At 53.6% G+C, this 16,135-nt stretch carries 12 protein-coding genes; 6 read left to right on the forward strand and 6 right to left on the reverse strand.

The genetic code is table 11. The features are described 5' to 3' along the window. Nucleotides 1-140: 140 nt before the first annotated feature. Complete coding sequence (locus tag A6X21_RS15645) at nt 141-2,156, forward strand: ArnT family glycosyltransferase (protein ID WP_068849484.1); 2,016 nt, start codon at nt 141-143, stop codon at nt 2,154-2,156. A gap of 55 nt (nt 2,157-2,211) precedes the next feature. Here A6X21_RS15645 and A6X21_RS15650 read toward each other — a convergent pair whose 3' ends face one another. Beyond that, a complete protein-coding gene (locus tag A6X21_RS15650) occupies nt 2,212-3,552 on the reverse strand; it encodes an HD-GYP domain-containing protein (protein WP_068849486.1) in 1,341 nt (446 codons plus the stop codon). Between the two features lie 324 nt (nt 3,553-3,876). Between A6X21_RS15650 and A6X21_RS15655 the strand changes: the two genes are divergently transcribed. From A6X21_RS15655 to A6X21_RS15665, 3 genes are all read left to right on the forward strand, one after another. Then, a complete protein-coding gene (locus A6X21_RS15655) occupies nt 3,877-4,863 on the forward strand; it encodes an adenosine kinase (protein WP_068849488.1) in 987 nt (328 codons plus the stop codon). Nucleotides 4,864-5,031: 168 nt separating this feature from the next. Further along, entirely contained in the window at nt 5,032-5,622 is a 591-nt protein-coding gene (locus tag A6X21_RS15660) for a putative metallopeptidase (protein WP_068849592.1), read from the forward strand. A 40-nt stretch (nt 5,623-5,662) separates the two neighbouring features. Beyond that, on the forward strand, nt 5,663-6,052 hold the full coding sequence (locus tag A6X21_RS15665; protein ID WP_068849490.1) for a CoA-binding protein: 390 nt from the start codon (nt 5,663-5,665) through the stop codon (nt 6,050-6,052). 44 nt (nt 6,053-6,096) lie between these two features. Here the strand turns inward: A6X21_RS15665 and A6X21_RS15670 are convergent, their stop codons facing one another. Genes A6X21_RS15670 through A6X21_RS15680 form a run of 3 tightly spaced genes read right to left on the reverse strand, consistent with a single transcriptional unit; the run spans nt 6,097 to nt 11,617 of the window. Next, complete coding sequence (locus tag A6X21_RS15670) at nt 6,097-9,285, reverse strand: efflux RND transporter permease subunit (protein ID WP_068849492.1); 3,189 nt, start codon at nt 9,283-9,285, stop codon at nt 6,097-6,099. Further along, nucleotides 9,282-10,823 carry an efflux RND transporter periplasmic adaptor subunit gene (locus A6X21_RS15675; protein WP_068849494.1) on the reverse strand — a complete coding sequence of 514 codons (1,542 nt, stop codon included), beginning with the start codon at nt 10,821-10,823 and terminating at the stop codon, nt 9,282-9,284. The genes A6X21_RS15670 and A6X21_RS15675 overlap by 4 nt, the downstream gene beginning before the upstream one ends. A 38-nt stretch (nt 10,824-10,861) precedes the next feature. After that, entirely contained in the window at nt 10,862-11,617 is a 756-nt protein-coding gene (locus tag A6X21_RS15680; RefSeq protein WP_131818373.1) for a TetR/AcrR family transcriptional regulator, read from the reverse strand. Between the two features lie 315 nt (nt 11,618-11,932). Between A6X21_RS15680 and A6X21_RS15690 the strand changes: the two genes are divergently transcribed. Together A6X21_RS15690 and A6X21_RS15695 are read left to right on the forward strand one after the other, a co-directional pair. Continuing rightward, nucleotides 11,933-12,712 (forward strand): Spy/CpxP family protein refolding chaperone, encoded by a 780-nt coding sequence (locus A6X21_RS15690; RefSeq protein ID WP_068849500.1) that lies wholly within the window; start codon nt 11,933-11,935, stop codon nt 12,710-12,712. Between the two features lie 414 nt (nt 12,713-13,126). Next, the gene (locus A6X21_RS15695) at nt 13,127-14,206 is read left to right on the forward strand and encodes a hypothetical protein (protein WP_068849502.1); all 1,080 of its coding nucleotides are present in this window, start codon (nt 13,127-13,129) and stop codon (nt 14,204-14,206) included. Nucleotides 14,207-14,786: 580 nt separating this feature from the next. Here the strand turns inward: A6X21_RS15695 and A6X21_RS15705 are convergent. Next, entirely contained in the window at nt 14,787-15,056 is a 270-nt protein-coding gene (locus A6X21_RS15705) for a hypothetical protein (RefSeq protein ID WP_068849506.1), read from the reverse strand. 736 nt (nt 15,057-15,792) lie between these two features. Next, a complete protein-coding gene (locus tag A6X21_RS15715; RefSeq protein WP_131818374.1) occupies nt 15,793-16,083 on the reverse strand; it encodes a hypothetical protein in 291 nt (96 codons plus the stop codon). Nucleotides 16,084-16,135: the final 52 nt, after the last annotated feature.

A 16,135-nucleotide genomic window follows, 5' to 3' on the forward strand; every position in this document is an offset into this window, starting at 1 on the left:
GAATCGAGTTGGGATTGACCTTCGCCTGCATGTTCTGCTATTGAGCCCGCTGCTGGAATCGATTTCTCGGGCACGGATTTTCTCCTGACTGGTCATGTCTTTGATGATGGCCCGCAGGTGCTTTTGCAGGTATCAACGGAATGAACCTCACCGGTCAATGCTCTCCTGCTGGTGGTCAAACCAGTCAGATGCGTCGCTTTCCTGATTGGCTAAGGGAATGGCCGCTGTATCTGCTGCTGGCGATCGTCGGGATCGTCTACTTCAGTCGCATTGAGTATCCCCCGCTTCGTGGTGAAGAAACCCGCCGCGCGCTGGTGGCGATCAATATGCAGACTTCGGGCGACTGGGTTGTTCCCCGCATGCAGGGCACGCCCTATTTTATGAGCAGCCGCCCGCCCGTTCATAACTGGATGATCGCCGGCAGTATGGCCCTAAGAGGTTCCGAAGACATCACATCAATTCGGCTGCCATGCCTGCTCGCGGTCGCATTGCTTTCGATCATTTTATACGGGTATGCCCGGCAATCGTTATCGCGCGTCGGTGCCTTCGCGACTGGGCTGGCTTATGTCACCATGATTCAAGTTATGGAACTGGGCCGTACGGGAGAGACAGATCTTCCTTTCACGTTGTTTCTCTCATCGGCTCTGCTCTTCTGGCATACTGGCTGGCAGAAACAATGGTCGGCATGGATCATCTGGCCTGTGGCTTACCTGCTGCTGACTGGTGCCATTATGACCAAAGGCCCGCAAGCTCCTGTCTACTTCGCAGCGACGATCGGGCTGTATCTGTTGATCAATGGCCGTGCCCGATTCGCACTCTCCTGGGCCCACGTATCTGGCATTGCTCTATGTGCCAGCCTGATTTCGATGTGGCTCGTACCCTTTTATCTGCAATTAGGTGTTCCTGGGCTTCGCCATGTCTTTACAGGTGATGTGGTTCTTTATGGTGGTGATCGAACAATTTTTACCTACCTAAAACATCTGACGGAATTCCCGATCTCTCTGGTGGTCGGTTGCTGGGCTCCCTGGTCGCTGTTGCTGATCAATCTGTGCTCGAAACCATGGCGTCAACGCATGGCGCCTTACCATCAGGCGATGCTGTTTGCCGGGTTAGCTCTGGTCACATCGTTTCCGACAGTCTGGCTGATTACCGGCACTCGCACACGCTTTTTAATGTCTGTCTACCCCTTGGCAGCAGTGCTGATTGGCGTGACGATCGAGACGCTCTATCAGTGGGTCAAAGCCTCAAAAGCCGTTGAGCCATCCTTAGCCTCTGCGTCATCGAATCGACAGGGAAATTTCAGCATCAATCCTGCACCAATTCTGCCGCTCTCCAGGTTTATCGGTACCTTTGCCATCCTCGCGTGGATTGCTGGTGGCGTGATGGCTGTATTGACGGTGGCGACGGCGCTCTCGTTCCCTTTAGGAAATCTGTCGGTCCCACCTGTGTATGGCATTTTCCTGATGATGGCTGCGGCACTACTGGGCAGAACCATGTGGGTGTGCCGCTCGACAACCACCGAAGCGCGGTGTATTCAAGGTCTTGCTGCGCTGGGATTGTTCGTGGGTGGAACATTTGTGACGGCTGTGGTCGACGATTACACACGCCGGAGTTCGCGTATCGATCTGGCAGTCGAGAAGTTGCTTAAAGAACTGCCCGAAGGGGCGGAACTCGTCAGCCTGGGCGAGGTTCACCACAATTTTGAATACCAGTACTATCGACGAACTGGTCGCTTTATCCGACGGATCGATCCTGTACCTGTTCAACCTCGATCCCTGTCGAGCAGCATTGAATCAGCGGCTGGTGGGGCTTCGATCGATGACAATCAGCGATCGATCACTTCCCGTTTCTCACTTGAACAACTCTCAGGGCTGACCTATCTCTGCACTTCGTACCCCAGGTATCTGGATCGTGAGTACCTGCCAGTCGCCTGTGAGCAAGTTTGCGTTGTGGCCTGCGGTCGTTTTCTCGGCAAAGACCCGGATATGGGAGTTGTGGTGGCCCGTTTGCCGGTCGAGCATCAACTTGCCCGGGAATCGCAAAACGGCACTGGCTTACCTGCGCAGAATCAGGATAGCTCGCCGCCATCAGGAGCGATCCGCGAACCTGGGGCGATTCTGCCAGTCTCTGCGACTGAAGAATCCATCCCCAAGTAGGCGCTGCCTTACTGAAGAGTTGGCAGAATGTCTGGACGCTCGTGAGAAGTTCGATTTAACGCAGTGACCGTTGAATCAACACATAGGGCTCACACCACGTTTCTTCCTCTGAGCCCGGTGTTGCGATCGCCTGAACGACTTCGAGTGGACTGACCATTAAGTCGACGGCGACCCGGCTTTCCAACGGGACAGGCGACCCGTCGGCAGTCTGTACGACTTCGATAATCGGCCGGTCATATTGATTCCCATTCCGGCGAATCACCTGCGCAACGCTCCCATCATTGAGTGCCACCAGACTCCCGATCGGAAAGAGCGACATGACCTTGAGCAGAGAGCGTGTCACATCGGGATCGACATCGCGAGTTCGAGCCATCCTCAGGATGGTTTCCATCGCTGCATACGGTGTTAATGCCGGTCGCCAGGCGCGGGGTGAGGTGAGTGCCGTGTAGGTGTCGGCGACATTTAAAATTCGAGAGCAGATGTTGATTCGTTCGCTGGTGCGCTGCTTAGGATAACCACGACCGTTCGGCCGCTCGTGAACCTGGTAAGCGATGACGGCTGTCTGGCTGGGCAATCCTGTCGTGCGGTCCAGAATTTCTGCTGTGTACTGAGAATGTTTCTGGATTTGCAGATGATCACCGACACTCAGGATGCGATCGGCGTTGAGCAGTTCGTCGGGGAGTTTGTACATGCCCCAATCGCAAACCAGACCCGTGACGCAAAGTCGGCGGCTGTTATCTTCATCCAGTCCCATCTCAATACCAATCGCCATGGCCAGTACAGCCATTTTCAGTGCATGGTCGGCAAGATCGGGCTTCTTGGCAGCTTCCAGCACTACTGAGAGCACGCAATCGGTATCTTCGGTCGATTGAGCCAGAAATTGAGCGGCCATCTGAGCGACAGCACCACCCGTATCATTGCGGCCCTGCAAGGCTTCTTTAACGAGATTCGAGAGTTCGGCCTGCGTTTCGCTGCGCAGCTCCGAAACATCTTTTTGAAGTTCTCGATCAAAGGATGTCGCCCCATGCTGACGCACTCGATCACGAACTGCAGGTCCGCTGTTCTGGATCTGAAAGAGACCCTGTTCAACGACATGATCCAGCTTGGCGGAAATTTCATCGTGGCTGGCCAGGCTCGAAGCAGAACGGAGTTCGACCTGATTCAGATTTTGAATCATGGAATCCGCAGCATGGGCACAGACACGATGTACACCCAGGCTTTTCAGACGACGCTTGGCAGATCCGGTCAGTTCCTGCCCGGCTGCGAGAAGTAACCGTCCGCGTGTATCGTTGACGGGGAATACCAGTGGCCGGCCGACAATCAGGTCATCAATCGAGACTTCCCGTGTCTGATCTTCATCGGGCGGGGCGGCTTCGGGGGCTGAGGCCGTAATCACGTGGGAACTCCAACTCCGGGTTTGTCAGCAGGCCGTACCTGCACAAAATGACCATAACTAGTCATTATCAAAACATACCTTGCAAAAGGCGGGCAATAACGAACAAGGCTCCCGCTTTCAGAGATTTGAGGTGTTCGACTCTTCCAGATCATTCCGCCTTTAACGATTATGACCAGAATTTTGCACAGCAGTTTTCTCTGTCGGAGAGTTCAGTCACAGTGAGGAATCCGCTACGCTTTCCCCGACGGGATTCCTCTGGGGAATCTGTAACAACCTATCGCTGACTCGACATTGCGAGTCGGCGGATGCAGGCAGGCTGAACGCATGAAATTTGATGTTTACGGTGTGGGCAATGCGATCACAGATATCCAGGCCCGAATCTCGGATGAACTGCTGGAAAAAATCGGCTTTACCAAAGGGGTGATGACTCTGGTTGACTCCGATAAGCAAGGCCATGTCCTCGCCAGTCTGGAAGGTCATCCGGTGAATCGCTGCGCGGGCGGTTCTGCCTCGAACACGATTGCCGGGATTGCCGATTTTGGTGGGACTGCGGCTTATGCGGGCAAGCTGGCTGATGATGAGATCGGACGCTTCTGGCTCAGTGACATGCAGGCCTTGGGAGTCACTGTCGACACACCGCTTGGCACGGGTGTTTCGGGGACGTCGGTCATTCTGATTACAGAAGATGCCCAGCGGACGATGCTCACTCACCTGGGAATTTCGGCCACACTCGGGCCCGAAGACCTGAGTGAAGAACAGATTGCGGCATCGCAATACGTCTATGTCGAGGGGTATCTGTTCACGGGGGAAAGTACACGAGCAGCCGCTTATCGAGCGATTGAACTGGCGAAAAAACATCAGGTGAAAGTGGCATTCACGGTTTCCGATCCGTTTTTGATTCATCTCTTTCGAGATGAGTTTCTCAAGTTGATCGCAGGCCCTGTGGACCTCCTGTTCTGCAATCTCGAAGAAGCGCGCAGTCTCACTGGGAAGACCGAGCCCGTCGATTGTGCCCAGCAACTGCATCATCTGGCGGCTGATGTGGCACTCACACTGGGTGGTGATGGCTCACTGATTTTGCGGGACAATCAGGTGATTCCTATTGAAGCGACTCCCGTTCGCCCGATTGATACGACTGGGGCCGGCGATATGTATGCGGCGGGCATCCTGTATGGATTGACCAACGGTCTTTCGTATCGGCAGGCCGGCCATCTGGCTTCGCAGGCGGCTGGTCGAGTGGTCTCGCAACTGGGGGCACGATTGTCGCGGAAATTCACACCTCAAGAAGTGGCTCGCTTTGCCAGCCTGTAGAACAAAAGATTTTCCCCTCAGTGGATCCTGAGGCAGTGAGTCACACTTCCTCAGGATCCACAAGAAGTTTGCAGATGGGTGCTTGCTTCTCAACTCGTGGCGGAGTTTACTGCGAGGAATGAGTGGTGAGTTCCAGCACGAAAGATTGTGCGAGAAAGGAATCTCGTCGTGAAGGGTGCTTCTTTCGATTTCTGCCAAGCCATCAGGCGACTTTGTGACGACCTCACAATCCGCCTGCCAGAGTTTCGGCATATCGATATGGACCAGGTGGCCATTGGTTTTGCCCAGGCCAGGCGAAGTGTGCCTTATGGTCTGCAGGCCAAGCTCACACCCATGCGGTTTGAAAATGGCAATCTCGTCACTCGACGTGGGCGACACAACTGGACGATTCGCCGTCTCTTCGCGGGTGAGCAGGAAATCCTGTACATTCTCACGTTCTATCTGCCCCGTTTTCAGGAGCAGACGTTCCGCGAGAAACTGATCACAATCTGCCACGAACTGTATCACATCAGTGCGGATTTTAATGGAGACATCCGCCGGTTAAGTGGTCGTTATCACGTGCACAGCCATAGTCAGAATGAATATGACCGTCAGATGGGTGAGTTTGTCGATCAGTATCTGAAGCTCAATCCCCCGAAAGAACTTTGCCACTTCCTGAATTTCAATTTCCGACAACTCGAACAGGAGTATGGCTCAGTCGTCGGACTCAAGATCCCCATTCCCAAAATGTTGAGAATTCCCGACCTGCGCACCGCCTGATCGCTGGCAGCAAGCATTGTTACTGAGAAAGAGTTTCTGCATGACCAACCCCCAGCCGACTGTTGCCATTATTGGAGCGAGTGCCGACCGCACGAAGTATGGCAACAAGTCACTCCGCGCACATCTGGCACAGGGTTTTCAGGTATTTCCCGTCAATCCTAAAGGTGGCGAGATTGAGGGTCTGAAGGTGTATTCGAAGCTGAGTGAGTTACCCGGGCCTGTCGATCGAGTTTCGATGTACGTCCCGCCAGTTGTCGGGCTTTCGATGATTGACGAAATCGCCCGGCTCAAGCCTCAGGAGTTATGGCTCAATCCCGGGAGTGAAAGTGACGAACTCTACGAGAAAGCCACCGCCCTGGGGCTGAATGTCATCATCGCCTGCAGCATTATCGACATCGGCACCACACCTACGGCGTTTGGCGATGCTTGATTCATAATGGTCACAATTCAGCACGGTTTCCTGGCTTCAGCAGGTCAGGCAGGCAATGAGGTGCCAAGTTTTTCCGCTGGATCACTGACGAGTTCGGGCGTTTTCGATCGCTGGCGGGATCCCAACGGCCGCCACCGCGCCGAAAGAATGGCCAGATCATCCCAGATCGAATAGGCGACAGGGGTTAGCAGCAACGTCAACAGGAGTGACAAAGCCTGACCTCCCAGAATGACTTTCGCCATCCCGGCTCGAGCGGCCGCTCCCGGACCTTCCCCCAGAGCCATCGGAATCATCGCGGCGACTAACATCACGGTGGTCATCATGATCGGACGCAGCCGCGTTCGATTCGCCTCAATGATCGCTTCATCGCGCGGCATACCCTGTGCTCTGAGCACATTGGTATAGTCCACCTGGAGAATCCCGTTTTTCTTGACAATCCCAAAGAGCATGAACAAACCAAACATCGCGTAGATATCCAGGTTTGTCCCTAACAGTATTAATGAAAGAATCGCAAACGGGATTGTGAGCGGCAGTGATAGCAAAATTGTAATCGGGTGGATAAAGCTTTCGAATTGAGCTGCCAGAATCATATACATAAAGATAATTGAGAGGATAAATGCAATAAAGAAGTATCCCATCGCGTCGCTCATATCACGCGCCTGACCAATAAACTCCCAGCGATAATCGGCGGGGAGATCCATTGATTTCACGAATGCCGTCAATTCATCCACAGCTTTTCCCAGGGCAAAACCTTCAAGGTTCGCCATAACGATGACTTGCCGCTGGCGGGAAAATCGTTCAATCGTGCTGGGGCCAAAGGCATCTTCAAACCGGGCGACGTTCGCCAGTTCGACAACACCGGTCGATGTCTTGGTGGAAGGGACTGTCAATCGCCCAATTTCCGCAGCACTGGAGCGATGATCCCGCTCGGCTCTCAGCCAGACATCGTATTGCTGATCAGCTTCTTTGTATTTGGAAACAGGCAGTCCACCGACGAGGACGTTCCCGGTGGTCGAGATTGCCGCCACAGAGACACCCAGTTCTGAAGCCCGTTCTCTGAGTGGAATCACGCGCAGTTCGGGCTTTCGAAATGAAAGACTGGTATCCACATCGACATAATGCTTACGCTCTTTCATCCAGGCGATGATACGATCGGAATATTCCTGCAGCTTCTCCATGTCCGGGCCGCGTAAATTCAAGTCAATGGCCACCTGCCGGATTCCGGTTGCCTGAATGACCGCCACATCCTGCACGGCGGCCCGTAGATCCGGGTATTGAACGAGCAGTTTTCGGGCATCACTCATCACATCGAACTGAGAAAAATCTCGCTCGGCAATGGGGAGTATTCGATAGTAAATCGTCGCCTTATTGACCTCTCCCTGGCCTTTGGTAATCCGCCCGGTCGTATCGCCAATTGTGATGAACGAATCAGTGATTCCCGGTAACTGGCGAATGCGCAGGTCGAGTTCAGTCAACACTTCATCAGCCCGCTGCAGCGTATAGTCTTCTGGAAGATTGACTGAGACTTCAAACTCGCTCTGGTCATCTTTGGGCACAAAGTCTTTCCCGACCGCCACAAAGAGGACTGGTGTGGAAAAGAGCACCAGAAGAGATGACCCCACAATCACCCAGCGATGTCTCATCGACCAGCGGAGAATGGCTATGTAAGCAGCCACAACCTTTTGCCAGAACCAGCCTCCCTCTCCATGATGACCGGTTTCCAGCTTCAAAAAGCGGGAGCAGAGCATGGGTGTCATGGTGAATGAAATGAGCATACTCATCAGAATAGAGAAACCCACGACATAACCGAAGCTGGAGAAAAATCGCCCCACGATCCCGCCCATAAAGATCACCGGGAGAAAGATCACCAGCAGCGACATGGTTGTCGCAACAACAGCCAGTGCAATCTCTGCGGTGGCTGATCGAGCCGCCTCCATGGCTGAGAGTTGATACTCCTGCATATGGCGAAAAATGTTCTCGTGAACGACCACCGCATCATCGACCACAATTCCGACTGCAAGAATTAACCCCAGCATCGTGATGTTGTTGACGGTAAAGCCCATAAAATTCATGAAGGCAAATGTCGCCACCATCGAGGCCGGAATCGAGAGTGCGGCAATCAAGGTCGTTCGCCAGTCCCGCATAAAGAGCAAAATCGTCAGGCTGACAAGAACCGCCGCCAGAACCAGGTGCACCTGCACTTCGTGCATCGAGTTTTCGATGAATCGGGACTGATCACGAATCACCTTGAGCTGAATATCCGCGGGCAAAATGGCCTGCAGTTCAGCGATTCTCTCTTTAATCTCATGCACCACTTTGACGGTGTTCGTGCCAGATTGTTTCTGAATGATCAGGCTGACGGCTGCATCGCCGGGTTGAGAAACATTTTTTCCATCGGCAGATCGCGTCCACAATCGACTGAGCCCCCGTGGTTCTTCAATAGAGTCTTCCACACGCCCGACATCGCTGATGCGGACAGGCTGACCACCGCGATTGGCGATAATCAGGCTCTCAAACTCCTGGGGAGTGGCCATACGGGCCATGGTTCTCAAGACGACTTCGCTTGTGCCGCGATCAACACGCCCGCCCGGCTGTTCCTGATTTTCGCGTAGCAAAGCCAGTCGCACATCTTCAATCGTCAGATTCGGGAACTTCTGCAATCGATCAGGGTCGATCCAGATATTGATTGCTCGTTGTCGGCTGCCCACCATCGCGACTGAGCCCACTCCCGGCACTGTCTCCAGGATTTCCTTCACCTGCCGGCGGGCAATTTCGGTGATTTCTCGCTCATCGCGTCTGCCAGAAATCGCGACCGTCAGCACGGGTGTCGCATCGACAGCGAATTTGTCGATGATCGGCGCGTCGGTTCCTTCGGGCAATTGCGACAGAATCGTGCGAACCTTGGCATCGACTTCTTGAGCAGCAATATCGCCATTTTTATCGAGATCAAAGGCGATCACGACCTGAGACGAGCCTTCTTTGGTTGTTGACTTCAACTCATCGATGCCGGCGACCGTGTTGACGATTTCTTCAATCGGCTTGGTAACCCCGGTCTCCATCTCTTCCACACTCGCTCCGCGAAGCGTGGTGGTGATCGTGACCATGGGGACATCCACATTCGGAAACAGCTCGACACCCAACCTGGGATAGGCGGCTAACCCCAGAATGACCGGTGCGGAAACCAGCATCGTGGTAAAGATCGGACGGCGAATACAAAGTTCCCAGATGGTCACTGGTGGGCTCCTTTCGCTGGAGCAGCAGTGGCCTCAGAATCCGCATTTGGTGCAGGCTCGCGCAGTCTGATGGCGATTCCATCGACCAGTTGTGACTGACCGGATGTCACAACGGTCTCACCTGGCTGGAGTTCACCCGTCACTTCCACGTAGGGGACGCTTTTGCCATTCATCGTCTGCTCGATACGTTCGCCAAGAGTGACGAGAACTTCCCGCACTGTGTTCTGAGGAGTCACTTTGAAAAGCTTGACGACCCCGGCAAACCTGACAATCGCTGATTCAGGAACCACAACAGCCGTCGGACGGTGATCGGTCAGTATCTGGGCCACTGCAAATGAACCCGATTTCAGGCGGCGATCCTCATTGGGGATCGCCACTTCAATTTCAAACGTCCGGCTACTTCTTTGAATGGTCGGGTTCACGCGTTTCACCTCGCCAGTGAAGACTTCACCAGGGTAGGCTTCAATGGTGACCCGTACTTTTTGCCCGGTCTTGACCTGCCCCATGACTCGTTCAGGAAGTGAGACCTTCAACTTTAAAGGATGTTCGATCACCAGAAGAAAGACAGGTGAAATCTGAGTCACGACGACGTTCTCACCTTCCGAAGCGTGACGCTCGGCGACCGTCAATTGTGGCGAACAGGGAACTTTGAGATTTCCTTCGAGGCAGGTTAATGTCGGGACCACCACCCGCGTATCTTGCAGTCGCTTTTCCGCTGTTTTTAAGAGTGCGATTTTCTGGCGAATGGCGGCTATCGTTTCTCCAGCCAGTAATCGTTGCTGGCGAGCCTCGACCTTGGCCACTTCGTAATTTGTTTCGGCTCGTTCCAGGTCGTCCTGAGTCGTGACTTTTTGCGAGGCGAGTTGCCGCACCCGCTCCAGAGTGCGAAGAGAGTTCAGTTCCAGCAACATGGCCTTCTGGACGGCCGGGACAGCCTCGACGTTAAAGTTTTGCTCCGGCGGTTCCTTCAAACCCAGTTTTGAAAGTTCCAGATCCAAAGCACTCTGGCATTCCTTGACCGTCAGCAGGGCATCCTGAGGATCAATCTCCATGAGGAGATCACCTGGTGCGACGAGATCACCCACTTCTTTGTGGATGGCCAGAATTCTCCCACCAACTTGCGGGCTGAGGCTGATTTCCTCAAATCCTTCGAGCGTGCCCACCGCTTTGAGAATGCGCTGCACATTGGCCACCTCGGCTGGGCTGGTCGTGACAATCACGGCTGGTTTGGCCTTCGCGGCGAGATCAGGTGAATCCTGCGAATTTGATTCTGAAGATGCAGCCAGCGTGTGATTGCCTTCCCCTTCACTGTGGCTGGGTTCTTGAGTCGCCAATGACGCTTGAGAATCCCGTGGCGTTGTCGTCTTACCCGAGACAAACTTTTCTTGCCAAAACCAGTATCCCACCAGCGAGACGACAGCCAGCGTTATGACAATCACGATGCCCCGGGTCAGAGACGATCCCGGCTTTGCGGGAGTTGCCGGGTGAATCGTAGCGGGCGGAGGATTCGGATCGGTGATCTGGGCAGTCGCGGTCACGTCGATTTCCAAACAGTGTGGCAATGTAATGATGAGACTTAGTTTCTATGTGAGGCTGGCGTTGAATTCGCAGATTGTTCGTGATCATTCAGGCGACGTACTGAGCCGAGAGAGTTCATGTGAGTCTTCCAGACCTCCCATCCTTCGCCAGTCAGTAAGCCTCCGTAGAGCAGATCCATAATTTCTAGAGCCTGCTCCTGGGGATTGGCGATTCTTCCTGCCATGTAATTGGAAAACATGGTGCCATAGATGAGATCTCCCACGACCCGCCGAACTTTTTCGAGAGGCATGGAGCGCATGATCCCTTGTTCCATAAGTGCTGAAACAAGTGCATCCCAGCGGGCACAGGAAGGATCGTCTTCGAGATCGAAGTAAGTGGGTCGTCGATGCTTGAAGTGTGATCTTTCAATCACCATCAGTTCGACGACATCCGGATTCTGCTGAAAGAACTGCAGGTAAGCTTCGATGACGAGGGACATCTGCTCAATGAGAGGAGCGTCGCGTGGTACCATGCTTTCGAGTGTCGTTGTGAATCTCGTAATCTCATGTTTCACCGTAGCGAGAAAGAGGTCCTGCTTCGTGGGGAAGTAGCGGTAGACCGTCCCCTTACCGACACCCAACCGCTGAGCAAGTTCCTGTAAATCGGTCGGTGCGTATCCTTTTTCCGCGAAGAGCCTGGCCGCAGCGCGAAGAATCTCCTCTTCGCGCTGTTTGCGCAAGTTGGGATTTGCGGGGCGGCCGGGCCTGGTGGGTGAGTTCATCGGCACACAGACGGGGAGGAAACTGACGGACAATTATTAAACGGACTCGTCCGTCACATAATATCGACCTTCCGATTCCCGTCAATAGGTTGTGAACGGGCCGGTCGCTTTCCGTGCGATTTCATCCGCAACTGAGCCCGACCATTAAGAAGAGCCAGGAATTCGCGAAAAGCCGGAGAGATCGTCGGAACTTCTACGTGCGACCTGTGTTTGACAAAGAGAGCCTTGGTCCACAGCAGATGTGGCTCGCAACAAGCATGGCGCTGGTTCCTCTGATGATTTGTGTGAATCGTCAGTCAAAAAGCAGGTTTCAAGTCAGGTTCTTCACAGGTTTTCGGGGAGTGAGTGATGTTGAAGATTGAACAAGTTTTGAAGTCAGCGGGCCGCGTTGCCGTAGCAGTGGCTGCAGTGAGCTGTCTGTGGATTTCCACAGCTTCAGCACAGCCTCCCGGCGGTGGTCAGCGTGGTGGTTTTCAGGGTGGCATGGGTGGGGGAATGGGTGGCGGCCCGATGGGTCTGCTCATGATGCCCGAAGTTCAGACCGAACTGAAGATTACCGATGACCAGAAGACCAAATTCCGTGAAACGATGCAGGGGATGCGGGAAGGTATGGGAAATCTTCGCGATATGAGCCGCGAAGAACGCGAAAAGGCGATGACTGAACAGACCAAAAAGATGACGGATTCCGTCAAGTCGATCCTTACACCCGAGCAGTTCACCCGCCTCGAACAACTTCAGGTTCAGCGTGCTGGAGTCGAAGCCCTCATGATTCCGTCGGTGGCTGAAAAGCTGGCACTGACTGCAGATCAGAAGACCAAGCTCGAAGAAATTCGCACCGCATCGCGCCCAAATATCGAAGGCATGCGCGATATGAGCCGCGAAGAACGCACCAAAATGATGGAAGAAATGCGTACGAAACGCACAGAAGCTCAGGCCAAAATGATGGAAGTTCTCACAGCCGAGCAGAAGACAAAACTCGAAGAGCTCAAGGGGGCTTCATTCACGTTCCCCGAAAACCCCGGTTTTGGTGGTCGTGGTGGTGCTCCCGGGCAGCCAGGTCAGCGTGGTCAGGGTCGCCCCGGTGGAAGTCGCCCAGCACCTACGACACCAGCAGCCGATGATCTCTAAGAATTCATGGATTTTCTCTTCGCTTACCGACTGAGCGACAACCTGAAGCCAGTGGTTTCTCTGACAGAGAGACCACTGGCTTTCTCTTTTCACTCATTATCAACACGATCATTCATAACCAGGCTATTAATAACACACCTATCGATAAGCTGGTGAATGCCAGCAGGCATTAATGATCAGCCAATACCGTCATCAAAAGTTCTTTCAATGCTCCTTGCGAACTCGAGGTTAAATCGCTCTAGTCTGGATGTCACAAACTCAAGTTGCTCAAGATTCGTAAATCGTCGCTTCTCGGATCTTAACCCCGTCATTTTCTACGGGACTATTCGATCAGTCTTCAGCGATGTTTACCCTTGGTCGTCCACGAGAGCTTCTGGCATTCTGATCACCGGGTAATGATTCTAAGGACACGTGATGCGACATCGAGCGACTCTGCTGATGATGTTATTGACTCTGGTATTCGCGATGACTTCAGCTTCCGCAGAGCAGCGAGGACGCGGTGGGGAAGGCGGCGGTGGAGATAGGTCGGGTGGGGGCCGCCCGGGTGGATCAGGCTCTTCTGCAGAGAAATCTGGCAGTAAGCCGCAGGGAGCTGCGGCAGCCGCGAACAAGAATAAATCGTCCAATCCGAGTGGTGCTGAGGATGCTGCGGCTGGTGCTGCAGTTTCGCGCCGAAATCAGCCGACCGTGTCGGGAGCGGAGGGCGCTGCCGCTGGTGCGGCTGCTGCCAATAAAAATCCGCCGACAATGTCTGGTGCCCAAGGGGCGGCTGTTGGTGCTACAGCGGCTAAGAACAATCAGCCTGCGGTCTCTGGAGCAGCAGGCTATGCAGCAGTCAGGGATTCCTTCGATCATCCCAGTCTTTACAGCCCCGAATGGCATGGAGACAACCAGGCGGCATGGACAGCGTCGAACTGGCCAGCCAATGCCGCCTATACCAATGCCAGCCACGCGGCAGTGGCAGCGCACTGTGGCTACCAAACGAACGCTGCCGTTTCCTATGGATACGGAGACAATGTTAATTATGAAAACCAGATGGTCGTTGTAAATGGACAGGTGGCGGGGAGTGCTGCGGCATATAGTCAGCAGGCAGCACAAATGGCCAACAATGGACGAAACGCTACGACGACACCTGCTGATGACTGGTTGCCGCTGGGCGTCTTTGCTCTGGTCCCTTCTGAAGACCAGCAGCCTCAGTTGACTGTGCAACTGGCGATCAACAAGCAGGGAGTGTTACGAGGAAACTACACAGAACTCGTTTCCGACCACACTCAACTGATTCATGGAATGGTTGATCCACAAACACAGCGGGCTGCATGGACTGTCGGTGATTCCGAGGGTTTCTATATGGAAGCGGGACTTAAGAATCTGACCGATGGTGATGCTCCCGTTCTCATTCATCGACGTGGCAAGACGGAACGCTGGGTGCTCGTCAGTTTGCCTCAACCGCAAAGTGCAGCAGCCAATTCCAACAATCCGGGAAATGGAAACTAAGCGGCCCATCATATTGCGCGTCAGACCAGACCTTGAGGAGGCTCACCCACTGACGGCTTATTGAACTTGCAATTTGAAAAATCCATCTCCCGGCACCAGACTTTACGTGGCTGCCGGGAGTTTTTCGTTTCTAGCATTCCCGGACAGCAAAGGGTCTTTTGCACAGCATTCGGCCGATCAGTGCGTGAAATGGCAGCCACCCCTTCCCATGGCCCAAAGAACTGTCCAGCTCTCATCACAGGCCTCACCCCAGCGTTGCTCAACGAGCGTCTCCTGGCCGAACCGGCCTTAAATGGCCGACAAAAAACTAAACATCAATCTCGATTCCGCATTCGCTATGACCGAGGTCAGCAGATCATCCACGCCGGAACCACCCGCCACTCGTCACTGCCTGCTATTGCGTGCTGATCAGTCAACCCGCCTAAACGGTTAATCAGCAATGCGGCATTTGCCAGGCTCTAAGTGACCCTGCGGGGGAATCTCATCGCGGGAAGAGGTGCATTACGTCGGAACTTCATGCACCCTACCTGGCTACGCAACCATCCACCTCAAACTGAAGTAAACGAAGTGTAGGCACATGCTATAGTTTGTGGTCAATAATCCAACTACGTATGTGTTGAAACCCCGAAGCCTTGATAAAACCATCGGAGAAAGGATCAAAGTATTCACGGTCATTAATTGAATCTCGCTCGTGAATCCACTTTCTTATGATAGCCATTACCTCCTCTGGAAGTAGCGTCAATTCATTAAGATCTATTTCTTCAGAGCGATCTACCACCACTAACGCTAATTCTGTGCTTGTTGTAGCCCCCTTTCGGTGAGCATCTAGAAGTCTCAACAATAAAGACATGAGTGTCCTCCGCAATTTCAAGAAGTTCTTATAGATTTTAGTAGGAAACAGATAAGCAAAGTGCTAATTGGCTACAAGAAGGTTGTGTGGTGATGCAAAGACTGCTGCGGTGGGTCAAAAGATCTCTGGGCAATCTGTTTTAGACCTCGACAAAAAACTAAGCACCAAAAGCACCCGACAAATGGCACGGCATTTGCTACAGGAAGTGAAAGCACCACCTTCTATTCCTTCTGGAGTCGATCATGAATGCTCTTTTGCAGGATATGATTTCTGAGTCTGTCATGAACATGCGGCCCAAGCAATCCCCGCCGGGACGCTCGTTATCAACCTTTCGGGAGGCGGCCGACATCCCAGCTCGCGTGAAAATGTCCTCTGAGTCATCTGGTTCGTGCTCACGACTGGCTGCAGTTGGCACAAACTCTCAGCAGGCAAGGGCTGCACTTGCGAGACCGCTCGGACACGATTGGCTCATTGGCAACAACTGGGAATCGGACGGCGATTGCATGCCAGTATTCTGGAAAAGCTCCATCGGAACCAAGGGTTGAATCTGGCACTGGTCATCCTCGATTCCGCATTCGCTACGACCGCGATCAGCAGATCATCCACGCCCGGAACCATATGGCGCACGCTGCCCTCTGCTATCACGTGCTGATCAGGCAACCCGCCTAAACGATTAATCAGCAATGCGGCTTTTTCGTCAGGCCTTGTGGAATCGCGTACTTCTGACTCTGTCGGTTTACTCCCAGCGCCATGGTTCGATCACACCGGCAGCCAGCAGACCACCGATCAGTGCGAAGCTCATTGCAATCAGGCGGACAGTCATCACGGCTCGATCTTCACCCAGACGACTCTTCAGCCATTGTCCCTTTCGGGTTTCCGCCACAATCCAGACCGCCCGCTGCAGGAAGAAGAGGCTCATCCCGATCAGTGCCAGACCCATCGCCAGTTCTTGAGAAATCACGCGGTCACCTTTCCGGGATTCTGCTGCTCCGATTACCATAATCGAGAGCAATCCGTTAATCTTCACGCATATCTTGCGCTATTTGATGTGGATCCGTCATCCATCGACAGTCGCCTTT

This window comes from Planctopirus hydrillae (assembly GCF_001707835.1).
GTDB lineage: Bacteria > Planctomycetota > Planctomycetia > Planctomycetales > Planctomycetaceae > Planctopirus > Planctopirus hydrillae.

What these genes read in the sequence shown, in the direction of transcription:
- A6X21_RS15645 (WP_068849484.1), top strand. Translation starts at nt 141, where the DNA reads ATGAACCTCACCGGTCAATGCTCTCCTGCTGGTGGTCAAACCAGTCAG.
- A6X21_RS15655 (WP_068849488.1), top strand. Translation starts at nt 3,877, where the DNA reads ATGAAATTTGATGTTTACGGTGTGGGCAATGCGATCACAGATATCCAG.
- A6X21_RS15665 (WP_068849490.1), top strand. Translation starts at nt 5,663, where the DNA reads ATGACCAACCCCCAGCCGACTGTTGCCATTATTGGAGCGAGTGCCGAC.
- A6X21_RS15690 (WP_068849500.1), top strand. Translation starts at nt 11,933, where the DNA reads ATGTTGAAGATTGAACAAGTTTTGAAGTCAGCGGGCCGCGTTGCCGTA.
- A6X21_RS15695 (WP_068849502.1), top strand. Translation starts at nt 13,127, where the DNA reads ATGCGACATCGAGCGACTCTGCTGATGATGTTATTGACTCTGGTATTC.
- A6X21_RS15705 (WP_068849506.1), bottom strand. Translation starts at nt 15,056, where the DNA reads ATGTCTTTATTGTTGAGACTTCTAGATGCTCACCGAAAGGGGGCTACA.